Annotated in this window: 12 protein-coding genes; 2 read left to right on the top strand and 10 right to left on the bottom strand. The window is 37.9% G+C overall.

Annotated elements, in window-relative coordinates:
- Window positions 1–146: 146 nt before the first annotated feature.
- The 5 genes from C8C85_RS07705 to C8C85_RS07680 form a co-directional block, all read right to left on the bottom strand.
- Window positions 147–806: a CoA transferase subunit B gene (locus C8C85_RS07705; RefSeq protein ID WP_116796550.1), complete on the bottom strand. Its 660-nt coding sequence runs from the start codon at window positions 804–806 to the stop codon at window positions 147–149.
- Between the two features lie 133 nt (window positions 807–939).
- Complete coding sequence (locus C8C85_RS07700; RefSeq protein WP_116796549.1) at window positions 940–1,641, bottom strand: CoA transferase subunit A; 702 nt, start codon at window positions 1,639–1,641, stop codon at window positions 940–942.
- A 395-nt stretch (window positions 1,642–2,036) separates the two neighbouring features.
- Window positions 2,037–4,355 carry a penicillin-binding protein 1A gene (locus tag C8C85_RS07690; protein ID WP_116796547.1) on the bottom strand — a complete coding sequence of 773 codons (2,319 nt, stop codon included), beginning with the start codon at window positions 4,353–4,355 and terminating at the stop codon, window positions 2,037–2,039.
- A 9-nt stretch (window positions 4,356–4,364) separates the two neighbouring features.
- Window positions 4,365–4,844 carry a gliding motility lipoprotein GldH gene (locus C8C85_RS07685; RefSeq protein ID WP_116796546.1) on the bottom strand — a complete coding sequence of 160 codons (480 nt, stop codon included), beginning with the start codon at window positions 4,842–4,844 and terminating at the stop codon, window positions 4,365–4,367.
- Window positions 4,828–6,213 carry a stage 0 sporulation family protein gene (locus tag C8C85_RS07680; RefSeq protein WP_116796545.1) on the bottom strand — a complete coding sequence of 462 codons (1,386 nt, stop codon included), beginning with the start codon at window positions 6,211–6,213 and terminating at the stop codon, window positions 4,828–4,830. Before C8C85_RS07680 ends, C8C85_RS07685 begins: the two co-directional genes overlap by 17 nt.
- A gap of 408 nt (window positions 6,214–6,621) precedes the next feature.
- Between C8C85_RS07680 and C8C85_RS07675 the strand changes: the two genes are divergently transcribed.
- Window positions 6,622–9,009: an arylsulfatase gene (locus C8C85_RS07675; protein WP_116796544.1), complete on the top strand. Its 2,388-nt coding sequence runs from the start codon at window positions 6,622–6,624 to the stop codon at window positions 9,007–9,009.
- Between the two features lie 87 nt (window positions 9,010–9,096).
- Here C8C85_RS07675 and C8C85_RS07670 read toward each other — a convergent pair whose 3' ends face one another.
- The 5 genes from C8C85_RS07670 to C8C85_RS07650 all read right to left on the bottom strand — a co-directional run bounded on the left by C8C85_RS07670 (window position 9,097) and on the right by C8C85_RS07650 (window position 14,870).
- Window positions 9,097–9,327 carry a ferredoxin gene (locus tag C8C85_RS07670; protein WP_116796543.1) on the bottom strand — a complete coding sequence of 77 codons (231 nt, stop codon included), beginning with the start codon at window positions 9,325–9,327 and terminating at the stop codon, window positions 9,097–9,099.
- Entirely contained in the window at window positions 9,327–10,568 is a 1,242-nt protein-coding gene (locus C8C85_RS07665) for a peptidase U32 family protein (protein ID WP_116796542.1), read from the bottom strand. The genes C8C85_RS07670 and C8C85_RS07665 overlap by 1 nt, the downstream gene beginning before the upstream one ends.
- 6 nt (window positions 10,569–10,574) lie before the next feature.
- Window positions 10,575–11,933, bottom strand: a complete 1,359-nt coding sequence (locus tag C8C85_RS07660; protein ID WP_116796541.1) for a rhodanese-related sulfurtransferase — start codon at window positions 11,931–11,933, stop codon at window positions 10,575–10,577.
- Window positions 11,934–12,107: 174 nt separating this feature from the next.
- A complete protein-coding gene (locus C8C85_RS07655) occupies window positions 12,108–13,778 on the bottom strand; it encodes a SulP family inorganic anion transporter (protein ID WP_116796540.1) in 1,671 nt (556 codons plus the stop codon).
- Between the two features lie 120 nt (window positions 13,779–13,898).
- Window positions 13,899–14,870 (bottom strand): polyphosphate kinase 2 family protein, encoded by a 972-nt coding sequence (locus C8C85_RS07650; RefSeq protein ID WP_116796539.1) that lies wholly within the window; start codon window positions 14,868–14,870, stop codon window positions 13,899–13,901.
- Window positions 14,871–15,157: 287 nt separating this feature from the next.
- Here C8C85_RS07650 and C8C85_RS07645 point away from each other — a divergent pair, with 287 nt between their 5' ends.
- Complete coding sequence (locus C8C85_RS07645; RefSeq protein WP_116796538.1) at window positions 15,158–16,306, top strand: efflux RND transporter periplasmic adaptor subunit; 1,149 nt, start codon at window positions 15,158–15,160, stop codon at window positions 16,304–16,306.
- Window positions 16,307–16,330 lie beyond the last annotated feature (24 nt).

Below are 16,330 nucleotides of genomic sequence, written 5' to 3'. Positions count from 1 at the left end.
TAAAAGGATTACAAATTATATGTTAAATGACGGCTGTTTAATAAAAAAGCAATTTAGATGCTAGACAGTTATCTTAATTTTGTGTTTTTAGATTTAAGTAAAAAAAAACAACTCGTAAGAATTGCTTTTTTTAATCAGATGGAGTTTTAATAAATTATCATTTCCGGAATTTCACCTTCTATGATTAAATTGGCTTCTGTGGAAGCTATAATATGCTCTACCGTAACTCCAGGTGCTCTCTCCAATAGTTTAAAACCTTTTGGGGTGATTTCCAAAACGGCCAATTCGGTCACTACTTTTTTAACGCAGCCTACACCGGTTAAGGGCAAGGTACATTTTTTTAATATTTTGGATTCTCCAGCCTTGTTGACATGCATCATTGCTACGATAATATTCTCGGCAGATGCTACAAGATCCATGGCTCCACCCATTCCTTTGACCATTTTTCCAGGGATTTTCCAGTTGGCAATATCTCCATTTTCGGAAACTTCCATAGCTCCTAGAATTGTCAAATCGACGTGTTGTCCGCGGATCATTCCGAAACTGGTTGCTGAGTCAAAAAAAGAGGCTCCCGGCAAAGTGGTGATGGTCTGTTTTCCCGCATTGATGATATCGGCATCTTCATCGCCCTCGAAAGGGAAAGGTCCCATACCCAGAACACCATTTTCGCTTTGAAATTCGACGTCAATTCCTTTCGGGATATAGTTTGCCACCAAAGTGGGTATTCCGATGCCTAGATTGACGAAATAACGGTCTTTTAGTTCTTGTGCAATTCGTTTTGCAATTCCTACTTTATCTAATGCCATGTGTTTTGTGTTTTAAAATCTAAAAAGCGAAATAATCTAAAAATTAATATTCAAGTATTATCTGCTCTCTAAAGATTCTATATTCTTTACTCTATTTTCTAATTTCTGCAATCTGCGTTCTGCAATCTAAAATCTAATCTCTTTTTCTAGTCGTACGTTGTTCAATCCTTTTCTCATACTTCTCTCCTTGAAAAATACGTTGCACTAAAATCCCAGAGATGTGAATTTGGTTGGGATCTAATGTTCCTGCCTCGACCAATTCCTCTACTTCGGCTACGGTAATTTTTGCAGCACCACACATGCATGGATTAAAGTTTCTGGCAGTTCCTTTGAAGATGAGGTTTCCGGCGGTATCGCCTTTCCAGGCTTTTACTATGGCAAAGTCAGCTTTGAAGGCGTGTTCCATAATATGCATTTTGCCATTGAATTCACGAACTTCTTTTCCCTCGGCCACTTCGGTTCCATAACCTGCTGGAGTAAAAAACGCAGGAATTCCTGCTTGAGCAGCACGACATCTTTCAGCCAATGTTCCTTGTGGGATGAGGTCTACTTCAAGTTCTCCCGAAAGCATTTGGCGTTCGAATTCGGCATTTTCTCCTACATAGGAAGAGATCATTTTTTTGATTTGTTTTTTTTGCAAAAGCAAACCAAGTCCAAAATCATCCACTCCTGCATTATTTGAAATACAGGTTAGGTTTGTGGTTTCTTTTTGAACCAATTCGGAGATGGAGTTTTCGGGTATGCCACACAATCCGAAGCCACCGAGCATAAGGGTCATTCCGTTTTCAATTCCTTGAAGTGCTTCTTTGACGTTATTTACTTTTTTGTTAATCATAATAATTCTTTTATAACTATATCGATTTCGTTTTTTGCTTTTAAAAATTAGAACATTTCGGTTTTCTGTGAAGTATTATTATTTAATGGATTGAAAAATGGACCTCAATTGAAGAAAACGAATTTATAAAGCAAATCTAATAAAATAATCGCATTAATTTGGTTTCAAAAAACATATTAAATGTGATAATATTTTATGGCCAAGATAAATATAAAACGGGATGGTTTGCAGGATTTGCGTGAGGGACAGAAGCAAGCTACCGAAGTAGCGCGGATGGCCCGACACCATAAAGAAAAGGGACCGAATCACCGGCATAGTGAATTGGTCTCTTTTCTTTATGGTGGCACGCCCAATTTGAATTTAAATTATCCATTGTTGGGATGAAAGCCTATTTTTTATAATGAAAATTCTTCCGTGTCTTGTTCAGGAGTGGCAGTAGAGTCTTTTACTACTGCTGCTCGTGGAGTGTAACAATCTACTTTGATAGAAAGATTCTTAGGTCTTTCAAAATCTTCTTTGGATATGTTTAAGCCTTTGTCAGCATAACATTTTTCCATGAAATAGCCCCAAATAGGTAAGGATGTCGCAGCTCCTTGTCCATAGGTTAGTGTTTTGAAATGTGCGGAACGGTCCTCGCAACCTACCCAAACACCTGTTACTAGGTTGGGCACCATTCCCATAAACCAACCATCGGATTGATTTTGTGAAGTTCCTGTTTTTCCCGCGATTGGATTGGTAAACATATAGGGATATCCTGTCCAACGTTTGTCACCGTTTCCTCCGTTTTGAGTTCTTAATCTGGCACCAGACCCAGTTTCGGTAACACCTTCCAATAATTTAATTACTGCAAATGCGATGTCTTTGTTTAAAACATCATGTGATTCCGGGATTGGTTCGTAGATAACTTCACCACTTTTGTTCTCGATTTTTGTCAAGAATTGTGGTTTGGTATAAACTCCTTGGTTCGCAAATGTACTGAAGGCAGCCACCATATCTTCTACGGTAATTTCCACAGCTCCCAAAGCGATTGACGGCTGATTGATGATTTCGGATTTAACCCCTAATTTATGGGTTAATTCAATTACGGCTTCTGGACCTACTTTGTCGATTAACTTAGCCGATACCGTATTGATGGAATGAGCCAACGCCTGTTTTAAAGTTACCATTCCGCGGTAATTATTGTCGGAGTTTCTAGGTTCCCAATCTTCGGTTACGTGGTGACGTCCTTTTCGAATTATAAAAGGCCCATCAAGAATGGAATCACAAGGAGACATATTCAATTGTTCGATTGCTGTAGCGTAAACGAACGGTTTGAAAGTTGAACCTACTTGTCTGGCTCCTTGACCTACGTGGTCATATTGGAAATATTTGTAATTGATACCACCAACCCAAACTTTGATATTACCCGTTTGTGGTTCCATAGACATCACACCCGCTTGTAAAAAATGTTTGTAATAACGAATGGAATCTAGTGGAGTCATGATAGTATCTCTTTCTCCTTTCCAAGTGAAAACCGTCATTTTTGTTTTTTCGCTGAAGGTTTTGATAATTTCTTCGTCGCTTTTGTCTTGTTCTTTCAAAGCAGCCCATCGACCAGACGATTTCATGGCTTGATTAATGATACGTTGGGTTTCAGCTTCAGAAATATTTACAAAAGGAGCATTTTTATTGCCTTTGGCTTGTTCGAAAAACTCTTCTTGCATATTAGCCATATGGGCAGCAACTGCTTCTTCGGCATAAGCTTGCATTCTGGAATCTATAGTCGTATAGATTTTAAGTCCATCTTTGTAAATATCATAATCGGAACCATCTGGTTTTTTGTTTTCGTCCACCCATTTCTTCATGTAATCACGAAGATATTCTCTAAAATAAGTGGCAGTTCCTTCTCTATGGCTTTCCAATTTGAAATGTAAAGTAATAGGTAAACTTTGCAATTGATGTTTTTGGTCTTCGGTAATGAGGTTCGCTTTTTCCATTTGTGAAAGCACTACATTTCTTCGGTTTTTTACCCCAACTGGATTTTTTACAGGATTATAAAGTCCTGAGTTTTTGAACATACCCACTAAAATAGCCGATTCGTCAATGGTTAAATCTTTGGGTTCTTTTGAAAAATAAGTTTTTGCAGCTGAACTAACGCCTACGGAATAGTTTCCAAAATCATATACATTGCAATACATTGCTATGATTTCATTTTTGGTGTATTGTCTTTCCAAACGAATGGCGATAATCCATTCTTTAGCTTTTTGTACAATTCGGAAAGGCAAAAACTTAGATCCTTCACCGTGAAATAATTGTTTGGCTAATTGTTGGGTCAAGGTACTGGCTCCTCCGCTGGTTCCCAAACTGGCAATGGCTCTTAATGTTCCTCTTCCGTCGATACCGGAATGCTCGTAAAAACGGGCATCTTCAGTAGCTATCAAGGCTTGAACTAAGTTTTTTGGTAAATCAGAATATTTTAATGCAGAACGGTTTTGCTTGAAATATTTACCCAAAACAACACCATCAGAGGAGATAATTTCGGTGGCAAGATTTGAATCCGGATTTTCCAAATCTTCAAATGAAGGCATGGATCCAAATAAACCCCATGAGGCAAACAGGAAAAATAAAGCAATGATTCCCAATCCATAAAAATAAATTTTCCAAAACTGTCTGGAATAATATTTAACATCTTTATCGATGCCTTTTGTCTGATTGTTACTTTTTTTTATAGCCATAATCGTGTCTTAATCTTTGTTTTCTATTCTAAAACCTACTTCGGTAATTCCATCTAAAAAAGTAACTCCAGGCACTTTCCCGTTTTCTCTTACCGCTTGTTTGATATGTACTTTGTATTTTCCTCTAAAACGCACATTCTCTTTATAATAAAGCTTACTCTCCTTGATATCAGTAAAACCATCTCCCAATAATGTTCCGTCAGGTTCCGCCATCTGGTATTCCAAAGTATCAACTTTGGTGTAACCATTTGGGCTTTCCAGGGACACAATTAGAAAGAGATTGTTGTATTTGTAATTGTCGTTGTCTCTTAAATTTACAAACAAATTGTATCTTTTTGTCGAATCCAAAATGGGTAAGTCAAAAGTGACTATACTGTCTTTATTCCAAGCACTTCCCACAGATTTATACTCGTCAAAAACCCTTTTTTTATCACATGAAAAAAGGAGTACCGCCACAAAAAGCAGCAAAAGACTATTCTTTATTCTCATTTTTTTTAATAATTATTGGTTTTCTAGGTTGCTCTGGTTTGTTTTCGGCAGAAGCGGGACGATTGTTATTAGGTTTCTTACGATTGTTTTTATTGCGATTTTTATTGGCGCTATTACCGTTTGGATTTTCCTTAACAGTATTCTCTTTGTTGCCAACATTTGCGTTAGCATTGCTTGGTGGATTATTTTTTTGAATAGTTGGTTTGTTTGCATTGTTAGGAACAATCACATTTTCACCGGCTACTCTAGGTTTTTTGTTTGGTTTTTTCTTTCTCTTAGGTTGGTCAAAACGTGTTAAACTTTCTTGACCCATTGCATTATTGAAATTTTGTTCAGGTTCTGCTACTACTTCAATCGCATAATCTTCTAGAGAAGAAACTTTGTTTTTTAGTTTGTTTTCGGCAATAATTTCTTTGACTTGGTCAATTTTCAGGATGTGCCAGTTGGCAAAATTATTGGTGTAGGCAAACCACATCAATCCTTTGAAAATGTCTTGTTTTTGACAAATAGCATCTCCTTTTTCGGTCACTAATTTGGTTTCAAATTCTGGAAAGTCTTTTAAGGCGTCCATGTAAGTGTCTAGTTCGTAGTTCAAACAACACTTTAATTTACCGCATTGACCTGCTAATTTTTGTGGATTTAAAGACAGTTGTTGGTAACGCGCTGCCGAAGTGTTCACACTTCTAAAATCCGTTAGCCAAGTTGAACAACACAATTCCCTTCCGCAAGAACCAATCCCTCCTAAACGAGCCGCTTCTTGACGGAAACCTACTTGTTTCATCTCCACTCTTGTAGCAAATTCTTTTGCGAAATCTTTGATCAAAAGCCTAAAATCGACTCTGTCATTGGCCGTATAATAAAACGTCGCTTTGGAACCGTCACCTTGAAATTCGATATCTGAAATTTTCATTTCCAGTTTTTGTGCAATCGCCAATTCGCGAGCACGCACTTTCATTGGTTCTTCCTTATTTCGGGCTGTGGTCCAAATATCGATATCTTTTTGAGTTGCTTTTCGATATACTTTTGGAATTTCATTACTTAAGTGGTTGACTCCCTTTTTCTTCATTTGAATTTTTACTAATTCTCCTGTAAGTGTCACAATTCCAATATCATGTCCTGGTGAAGCGACAGTAGCCACTATATCACCCATACTCAAAGTCAAATTCTCGGTATTGCGGTAAAATTCCTTTCTACCGTTTTTAAAACGAACTTCCACACAGTCAAAAGGAGCTTCGCCGTTTGGCAAACTCATGTTTGAAAGCCAGTCAAAAACCGTTAATTTATTGCAGCTATCGGTGCCGCAAGTCCCATTATTTTTACAACCCTTTGGTGTACCACCATCTGAAGTTGAACAACTTGTACATGCCATAATGCTATATGTAGTATTGCTATAAAAGCAATTTAAGTTCGTATTACGTTTAATGGGTAAAGATAGTATTTTTTTGGTTTATGTTACAAGGGCTGAAAACTGCAAATAATCATAAAGTTATACTAAAGAGATATAATTAATTATAGTACGAAAAAGAATATGGTTTTTATGTAGATGTTTTTATAAGGTTGATGGGGCAAAATTATAAGAATTTGTAATAATTAGTTATAAAAGTTTATTTTAGAATTTTGAAGGATAAGTTGTTCATTTACATTCTAAATAACGGATAATAAGCTATTTATAACGATAAAAAGCATAGTGTATTTTATGCTTTAACATTAAAAAAATTATCTTTATAGTATTCTTTTCGAGGCTCTTATCCTCTTTTATAAATTAATAAATTTTGTTATGATTAAAAAAATCGTTTTATCATCTCTGGTGACAGTTTTACTTTCATACTATGGCTATGGACAGCAACCCACTTTTAAAGGCGATATCAAATTAGATGTTCGTGATTCTAAAGCAGATTGGGCTCCATATATCCGTAAAAAAGCGCCAGAAGGTTCACCCAATATCCTGTTCATTCTTTATGATGATACGGGTTTGGCTGCTTGGTCTCCCTATGGAGGAAGAATAAATATGCCTACTATGGACAAACTGGCCGCAGACGGATTGACCTATACCCAATGGCAAACTGTCGCCCTTTGTTCTCCAACCCGTTCTTGTATCAATACTGGTCGTAACCATAATCTTAACGGTATGGGTGCAATTACAGAAGGAGCCAATGGGTTTCCGGGCTACAGTTGTCAGTTACCTGCACAAGCGGCTACTATGGCACAGATACTGAACGAAAATGGTTGGAGTACATTTTGGTTAGGAAAAGACCATAATGTTCCAGAAACAGATCTTTCAGCTGGAGCCAATAAAAGTCAATGGCCATTGCAACAGGGCTATGACCGTTTTTATGGATTTATTGGTGGAGAAACCAATCAGTTTTATCCCGATTTAACAGAAGATAATCATGGTATTGAGGCACCTTATGGCCCTGAAAAAGGCTATCATTTGTCTAAAGATTTAGCAGACCAAGCCATCAAAATGATTGGAGACCAAAAATCAGGCAATCCTTCTAAACCTTGGTTTATGTGGTATTGCCCGGGAGCCAACCATGCACCTCATCAAGCGCCTAAAGAATATATAGCAAAATACAAAGGTAAATTTGATGATGGTTATGATGCGTATCGCAAATGGGTTTTGCCTCGAATGATTGAAAAAGGCATTTTGCCAAAAGGCACAACACTTACGGAATGGAATCCGATGCCTGCAGCTATGGCAAATCCTGCTGATGCTGTACGCCCATGGGAGTCACTTACAGCAGATGAAAAGAAATTGTTTTCTCGATTATGTGAAGTATATGCAGCTTTCTCGGAATATACCGATGTAGAGATTGGTCGTATTGTAGATTATTTGAAAAAGACAGGTCAATATGAAAATACGGTAATTATGTATGCATCCGATAACGGAGCTTCGGGAGAAGGTACACCAAACGGTTCTGTAAACGAAAATAAATTCTTCAATGGTTTCCCTGATAATTTAGCCGAAAACATGAAATTGATTGATGAGTTAGGAGGTCCAGACACTTATGAACATTATCCAACAGGATGGGCAGCGGCTTTGTCGACTCCTTTCAAAATGTTCAAGCGTTATTCCAATTATGCGGGAGGTACAGATTGTCCATTGACCATTACTTGGCCAAAAGGAATTAAAGCACGTGGCGAAGTACGTAATCAATATCATCATGCAGTTGATATTGTGCCTACTATTTTAGAAATTTGTGGATTGGAAATGCCAAAGGTATATAGAGGAGTTGAACAATATCCTTTATCTGGTGTTTCAATGAAATATACATTTGATGCCAAACCTAACGATCCAACCCAAAAACATGTACAGTATTTTACCATGATAGGTACTCGTGCTATTTGGCAAGATGGCTGGAAAGCCGTTGCAGTGCATGCACCATTAACCGATAAAGGTCATTTTGATCAAGATAAATGGGAACTGTATAATGTTGAAGAAGATCGTTCTGAATCAAAGGATTTAGCAAGCAAATATCCTGAAAAATTGGAAGCTTTAAAGAAATTATGGTTGGAAGAAGCTAATAAAAATCAAGCTTTACCACTAGATGACCGTACTGCAATGCAAATTTTAAATATTGAAAGACCGACAGAAGAAAAACCAACAGATAGCTATACCTATTATCCTCATACCAGTCAAGTTCCTGAAGCTGTGGCTGTAAGTGTGAGAGGCAAGTCGTTCAAGATTGTTGCCAATGTTGAGATTAAAGCTGATGCTTCTGGAGTAATTTTTGCTCACGGTTCTCGTTTTGGAGGTCATAGTTTATTCATAAAAGATCACAAATTATACTATGTGTACAATTTCCTTGGAATAAAAGAGCAACAATTGGTTTCAACAGAAACGCTTAAACCTGGGAAATATACTTTTGGCATGGAGTTTACAAAAGAAAAAGCGGGTGAACACGGTGAATCTATTGGAACAGCCAAATTGTATATTAATGATAAAGAAGTTGCAACTGGCGAGATGACTGCTCAAGTTGGTAAATTTACTCTTGTTGGTGATGGTCTTTGTGTAGGTTATGACAGTGGAGACCCAGTAAGCAAACAATATGCATCCCCAGGTGAATTTGAAGGTGGTGAAATTAGCTTTGTAACTGTGAATACAGGTAAAGAGCAATATCTTGATCTGGAAAGAGAAGCTGCGAGAGCTTTTAGTAAAGAATAAAAGGTTATTTTTGAATTTGCTATAAATTAAAAAAACCTATTCCGTCTCACCACTGAATAGGTTTTTGTTTTTATAGCTAAATGATTTCTATGTCTCCTTCACCGTAATGATTTTCACCGGACAGGCTTTGGCTGCAAATTCGCAACTTTCTGCTATGGTGTGGTCTGGCGATTTCAAAGTATAAAAACCTTTGGCGTTTATGCTTTTAATCAACACCGATTTTCCGTCTTTTTTGGACATTTGAAAATGAACGGGTGCCATTTCTACACAATAGTTGCACCCAATGCATTTGTCCCTTTGTAGTGTTACGATAACCATTAGGCTTCGACTATTTTGTATAATTTGTCAGACATACGGATTCTGAAAGGCAATTTGAAAGTACAATCGTCTCCTTTGGTTGCTTTTTCTACCGTCACATCATTCACGTACATTTCTTCGATAACCATTTCCTGAGCGCCGGTGCTTGGACCGGTGACCAATATTTTGTCTCCGATTTTAATGTCGTAAGCTTCGATTTTGAATTGACCAATTTCGGCTTTTGGGAAAAAATGGGTTCCTTTCCCAACATATACTTTCTTCTGCGTTGCCATCGATCCCGAAACATCGCTCCATTCTCCCAATTCCTGACCAAGATAATACCCTGACCAAAAACCGCGGTTGTAAACGGTGTTCAATGTTTGCATCCAAACAGCAATTTTTTCTTTGGTAAAAGTACCTTCGTTATAACTGTCAATGGCTTCACGATAGGTTTTTATTACGGTGGCAACATATTCAGGAGCACGGCCTCGGCCTTCGATTTTTAGAACTTGAATACCCGAATCAATCACTTGGTCCAGAAAATCAAGTGTGCATAAATCTTTTGGTGACATCATGTATTCGTTGTCCAATTCGATTTCAAAACCAGTTTCCTGATCGATAACAGTATATTTTTTGCGACAATTTTGTTTGCACGCACCACGATTTGCAGATGAGTTATTCGAATGTAAACTCAAATAGCATTTTCCCGAAACTGCCATGCACAAAGCACCGTGACCAAAGATTTCGATTTCCACCAATTTGCCGTTTGGCCCCTTGATTTGTTCTTTTTCGATTTGTTCCGTGATTTTTTTTACTTGGCGTAAACTCAATTCACGGCTCAAAACCATGGTATCTGCAAATAAGCTGTAGAATTTGATGGTTTCGATATTGGTAACGTTCAATTGGGTCGAAATATGAACTTCCATCCCAATTCCCCTTGCCATCGAGATTACGGCTTGATCGGAGGCAATCACGGCGGTGATGTTGGCTTCTTTGGCTTTGTTCAACAATGTTTTTACAACCGATAAATCGTGGTCGTAAATGATGGTGTTCAACGTCAAATAACTTCTAACGTTTTTGGCTTCGCAACGACGGGCGATTTCTGGCAGATCATCCATTGTGAAATTTACCGTGGCACGGGCGCGCATGTTCAATTGTTCTACGCCAAAGTAAACAGAATCCGCACCATTATCTAGTCCAGCCTGAAGCGACTCAAAGTTCCCTGCGGGAGCCATAAGTTCTATTTTGTTGTTTGTTGCCATGATAAATTAATCTAAAAGTTTATATAATTTATCAGACAATCGAATTCTGAAAGGCACTGTGAAGGTTACTTTATCGCCTATTTTGGCTTGAGTACTTTCGGTTCCGTTAACCAACATTTTGTCCAAAACCATTTCTTGGTTCCCGGTTGTTGGCCCCACGATTAAGATTTTGTCACCCGAATTCAATTCTTGGTTTTCGATAGTGAAAAGTCCCACTTGCGCTTTTACGTAATAATGTTCCGCTTTGCCAAGTAAAGTCTTTTTAACTTTTATTTTTTTGCGAATATCAGTTGTTTTTGGGGCAGTTGCCAAAGCTGTGTCTGTCAATTCTCCAGAATGTTTAAATTTTAAACTTTCCGATTTTCCTTTTCTAAAAACTTTATTTCCAACTTGTTTTCCTGTTCTCAATCGTACCTGATCGACTAGAGGCATGTGGATAATTTCCAGACATTCGGTAGAACAGCAGTTTTCCATGGCCGTTTTGCATTCGTCGCATTGAATAAATAACAAATGGCATCCGTCATTCTCACAATTGGTGTGATTGTCGCACGGTTTTCCGCATTGGTGGCATTGAGAAACGATATCGTCCGTGATTCTTTCTCCCAAACGATTATCAAAAACAAAATTCTTTCCAATGAACTTACTTTCCAAACCTTCTGCTTCAATTTGTTTGGCGTAATTGATGATTCCGCCTTCCAATTGGAAAACATTTTTGAAACCCTGGTGTTTGAAATAAGCACTTGCTTTCTCACAACGAATTCCACCTGTGCAATACATTACCAGGTTTTTGTCTTCTTTGTGGTCTTGAAGTTGCTCGTTGATTATTGGTAAACTCTCTCTAAAAGTTTCAACATCGGGAGTTATGGCACCTTTAAAATGGCCCACTTCACTTTCATAGTGATTTCTAAAATCCACAACAATTGTGTTTGGATCATCCAGAATGTCGTTGAATTCTTTGGCTTTTAAGTGAACTCCTTTGTTGGTTACATCAAATGTATCATCATTCAAACCGTCAGCAACAATCTTGTGACGCACTTTGATCGTTAGTTTCAAAAAGGCGTGATCGTCATGTTCTACAGCCACATTCAAACGAATGCCTTTCATAAAATCATACACTTCCAGAGTCTCCCTAAAAGCTTCGAAGTTTTCGGCAGGAACGTTCATTTGGGCGTTGATGCCTTCATGGGCAACGTAAATTCTACCCAATGCATCGAGTGCATTCCAGACAATAAATAAATCGTTACGAAATTGTGTTGGATCTTGAATTTTGGCATACGCATAGAAAGACAACGTAAGGCGTTGTTTTCCGGCTTGATCAATAAGCTCGGCTCTTTCTTCTGCGCTTAAGGTGTTATACAGTTGCATGCTATAAACGTTTAAGTGAGAAAATATGTGGTGAGTTCTAAATGGAAGAACTCAAATCGGGCGCAAAATTAGTGAACTTTTGCGGTTTTATAATGCGAATTAGGTGAAATTTAGGGTTTACGGTCTATTGGATGTAAATTATTGTATTGAATCTTGCCATTGTCATTGAAATTGTCATTTATTTTTAACTGCACTAACGACCAAATCATCCACCGAAGTAGCGCGGCTGATATGTCCCAAAAGCATTTCGAGACCCTCGGCACGCAGACTGTCCCGAACTTCGGATCGCGCTTCTGCAATTTTTAAGGAAATGTTCTTGGCTTTCAAATCGACAAAAAGATGTTTTAAAAATCGGGCTCCTGCAATATCGATTCTGGGAGAGGAATTAAGATCCAATATTACTGTTTTTAAGGGATCGGATTCGTTGTTGATTTTTTTCCAAAGCTGTTCTTTGATGTATTCAACATTGAAATACAAAATAGCCGATTCGATACGAACAATTAATAGTCCTTCAATCCTTTCGTTGTCAGGATGCCTTTCAATATCCGTATAGCGTTTGGTTCCCGGAATTCTTCCCAAGAAAGCCACATTCGGCTTGGAAGTAGCTTTGATTAATAGCAATAAAGTTACTATGGCTGCCAGTAAAACTCCAGTTAGGATTCCCCAAATAAGTACTCCGATAAGGGCTATGATGGCAACATAAAATTCTTGTTTGTTGATTTTGTACAAATGTTTCATTTCTTTTAGGTCAAAAAGACCTCTGATGGCTACCAAGACTATCGATGCCAAGACTACAGTAGGTAAATTTTGAAGGTATCCTGTTAAAAACAGCAAACATATTGCAATTGTTGCTGAAGCAAACACTAAGGATAACGGTGTTTTGGCGCCAGCAGTATCATTCACGGCGGATTGAGATAATCCTCCGGCTACGGGGTATCCTTGCCCGAATGCGACAGCAGCATTGGCAATGCCAAGGGCCAGTAATTCCTGGCGAGGGTCAATGACGTATCCGTTTTTTTGTGCCAATGTCCTTCCTGCCGAAACACTTTCTATATAAGAGAGTAAAAAACAAGCCAAAGCTAATGGGATTACTCCGTCTACGTCGCGGATGCGAAGTGAAGGCAGATGAAATTCAGGTAGCCCGGTTGGGATAGCTCCGACGGTTTTGAATTCTTGAATCCCTAATGAGGTGGTCGAAATGAGTAGTATGGATAGGATTACAATTATAAGAGCCACTGGTCGTCCCGGTGCTATTTTTTCGCCAACAATTAGGATAATAATGGCAGCCATACCAAAAACAAAAACTGTAGTATTAGTGTCTGGGAGTTGATTAAAAAGGGTTACAATGCGATCAATAAAATTTTCGCCACCACCTTTTATGCCAAATAATTTAGGTAATTGGGTTAAACCAATAGTTATGGCCGCACCGGCTTTGAATCCTACCAAAACGGTTTCGCTAATAAAATTGATAATTCCACTCAAACGCAAGAGATAAGCGAGTATTGCCATACCCGCAAATACAAGGGCCGTGAGTGAGGCAATGTCAGCCCAACGTTGAACATCACCATTGGCCATATCAGCAATGGTGGTGCCAATCAGTAACGAAATTGCCGATGTTGGACCTATGGCCAGTTGCTTGCTCGTTCCCAATAAGGCATAAAATAAGCCGCCAATAAGGTAGCCGTAAATTCCGTATTGCGGAGGCAGTCCCGCCAGCGTAGCATAGGCCAAGGATACGGGAATTCCATAAGCAGCCAGTGTTATTCCGGCTATAAAGTCGCTTTTTAAGGTTTTGGTATTGTACTCTTTAATCCATTCCGAAGGTGGAAAAAGTTTATAAGTCATAGTTTATTTAGTGATTAGTGAGTAGTCCTTAGTGATTAGCTTTTTGGTAGTGATTTAGAAAATAAGTCTTTTGGAATAGTGCTCCAGACTAATCACTTTTTACCAATTACTAGGGACTAATTAATCTTCTTCGTCCAGTAATGCTTTTTTAACAGCATTTAATTCGGCTATTTTTTCGGCACTTACTTTTGGATATTCTAATTCCATTTCATCCAATGCGTGAATAATTGCCGATGCAATGGCGATACGCGCATAGGATTTATTATCGGCGGGAATCACATACCAAGGAGATTTTTTGGTCGAGGTGTTTTTTATCAATTCCTGGTAAGCATTCATATAATCATCCCAGTAGCCTCTTTCTTTGGCGTCGGCCGCACTAAATTTCCAGTTTTTGTCCGGATCGTCCACGCGCTCAATGAATCGCTTTTTTTGTTCTTTTTTGGAAACGTTGAGGAAAAATTTGATGACAATTGTTCCGTTTCGGGTAAGGTATTTTTCGAAGTTTCGAATGTCCTGAAAACGTTCCTCCCAGATGTCTTTGGTAATCAGTTTTTCCGGAAGTTTTTGACCTTTTAAAATTTGCTCGTGTACGCGCACTACTAGAACTTCTTCATAATAGGAACGGTTGAAAATTCCAATACGTCCTCTTTCAGGCAAATGTTTTTGGCAACGCCAAAGAAAATCATGATCCAAATCTTCTGAACTTGGTGCTTTGAAAGAAGAAACCTGGCATCCCTGTGGATTTACGCCCGACATCACATGTTTGATGGCTCCATCCTTGCCCGCCGCATCCATCGCCTGAAAAACGAGTAGCAACGACCATTTGTCTTGGGCATATAAAATGTCTTGCATAGCGGCCAGGGCTTCAACTCCCATTTGCAAGGTTTGATTCACCAATGGTTTTCCTTCTTCCCCCAAATTGAAACTGGCTTTTGTCTCGTAATTTTTAAGCTTGAAGTCATCTCCATCTCCAACACAATATTGTTTTGAGAATTTTTTGGCTCTTTGAACAAGTTCTTTTTTGCTTAAAGAGGAAAGATCAACAAGGTTTTCTTCAAATTCATTGTGGTCTTTTTTATTGGACTTAGACATATTCTTGGAATTTAATGTTAGTAAAAGATGATGTAGATTAAAAAACAATTAATGTTTTTTATATGTTGAGAATTACAGAATACAATCTACTAATTTAGTAAAAAAACAGTAACTGGAGTTTTTTTAACAAAGAATGATTGTGGAATTCGGAGATATGACTTGAAAGAATAGTCAACTATTAATTTTTTTATTAGTTACTGTGAATTATTCGTTTGTTTTTTGTAATTTCCTCGTGCTGATAAATTTAAATCAGTATTTTTGTTTATACTAATTTTAATAATAATTTTATGAATACGTTGAAAAAGATTAAAATATTATTTTTTGTTATAGTTCTCTCTTCATTTTATTCTTCTTGTAAAAAAGAAGCGGCACCAGAGGCCAAACCGCTCGAAATTTCGGTTGTAAAAGTGCTACAGCAAGATGTAAGACTCGAATCGGAATTTACTGGGCAAACCTTTGGACAATCGGATATACAGATTAACCCTAGAGTTGATGGCGTAATCGAAAGTCTAAATTTTAAAGAAGGAGGTTTGGTACACAAAGGTCAATTGTTATACACTATTGATCCGTTGCCGTTTCAAGAGAAAGTTCATCAGGCAGAAGCAAATTTGGCAGAAATGCAGGCAAGGTTGGCCAAAACCAAATCTGATTATGACATGATGGTTCCACTTGCCAAAATGAACGCTGTGAGTCAAAGAGAATTAATAGCTGCAAAATCAGCGTATAGTGCAGCAACTGCCTCCATAAAAGCGGCAACTGCCAATTTAGAAAATTCAAAAATAGAATTGGGATATTGCTCAATTCTTGCTCCAATTTCAGGATTGATTGGGATTTCAAAAGTTAGGGTTGGAGATTATGTTCGTCCAGGTGCCGCATCGGTTTTGAATACCGTTTCGGATTTAGGGGATGTAAGAGTTCGATTTACAATGAGCGAGCAGGAATATCTTCGAATCTTTAGAGAAATAACTAAAAAAGATTCAAGTCTAAAAGGAGCCGGAAAATCAATTTCATTAGAATTGTCAGATGGGTCAGCTTATCCTGAAAAAGGAAAAATCAGTTTTGCCGATAGACAAATTGATCCAACTACCGGGGCAGTAACTTTTGAGGCTGCATTTGCCAATCCTGATCAATTAATTCGACCAGGTCAATATGTTAAAATTCATGTAGTTACTGATGTTCGTAAAAATGCATTGGTTATTCCGCAACGTTCTGTTATTGAAATGCAAGGAATTTATCAGGTTTATGTTGTAGACAATAGTAATAAAGTAGATATGAAAATGGTACAAATTGGTCCGTCATACAAAGATTCTTATTTGGTTCTTGATGGATTAACGGCTAATGATAAAGTTGCTATGGGAGGAACCTCTCTATTGAAAAGCGGTAGTCTTATAACTCCGAAAATTGTAGACTGGGCTCCAGGAAAAGCAGAAAAATAATTAGTGCTAATAAATAATTTAGAA

The organism is Flavobacterium sp. 103 (genome assembly GCF_003096795.1).
GTDB lineage: Bacteria > Bacteroidota > Bacteroidia > Flavobacteriales > Flavobacteriaceae > Flavobacterium.
This window is presented reverse-complemented; position numbering and strand designations above follow the sequence as displayed.

Coding starts and splice junctions, on each gene's coding strand:
- C8C85_RS07705 (WP_116796550.1), bottom strand. CDS start 806: ATGGCATTAGATAAAGTAGGAATTGCAAAACGAATTGCACAAGAACTA.
- C8C85_RS07700 (WP_116796549.1), bottom strand. CDS start 1,641: ATGATTAACAAAAAAGTAAATAACGTCAAAGAAGCACTTCAAGGAATT.
- C8C85_RS07690 (WP_116796547.1), bottom strand. CDS start 4,355: ATGGCTATAAAAAAAAGTAACAATCAGACAAAAGGCATCGATAAAGAT.
- C8C85_RS07685 (WP_116796546.1), bottom strand. CDS start 4,844: ATGAGAATAAAGAATAGTCTTTTGCTGCTTTTTGTGGCGGTACTCCTT.
- C8C85_RS07680 (WP_116796545.1), bottom strand. CDS start 6,213: ATGGCATGTACAAGTTGTTCAACTTCAGATGGTGGTACACCAAAGGGT.
- C8C85_RS07675 (WP_116796544.1), top strand. CDS start 6,622: ATGATTAAAAAAATCGTTTTATCATCTCTGGTGACAGTTTTACTTTCA.
- C8C85_RS07670 (WP_116796543.1), bottom strand. CDS start 9,327: ATGGTTATCGTAACACTACAAAGGGACAAATGCATTGGGTGCAACTAT.
- C8C85_RS07665 (WP_116796542.1), bottom strand. CDS start 10,568: ATGGCAACAAACAACAAAATAGAACTTATGGCTCCCGCAGGGAACTTT.
- C8C85_RS07660 (WP_116796541.1), bottom strand. CDS start 11,933: ATGCAACTGTATAACACCTTAAGCGCAGAAGAAAGAGCCGAGCTTATT.
- C8C85_RS07655 (WP_116796540.1), bottom strand. CDS start 13,778: ATGACTTATAAACTTTTTCCACCTTCGGAATGGATTAAAGAGTACAAT.
- C8C85_RS07650 (WP_116796539.1), bottom strand. CDS start 14,870: ATGTCTAAGTCCAATAAAAAAGACCACAATGAATTTGAAGAAAACCTT.
- C8C85_RS07645 (WP_116796538.1), top strand. CDS start 15,158: ATGAATACGTTGAAAAAGATTAAAATATTATTTTTTGTTATAGTTCTC.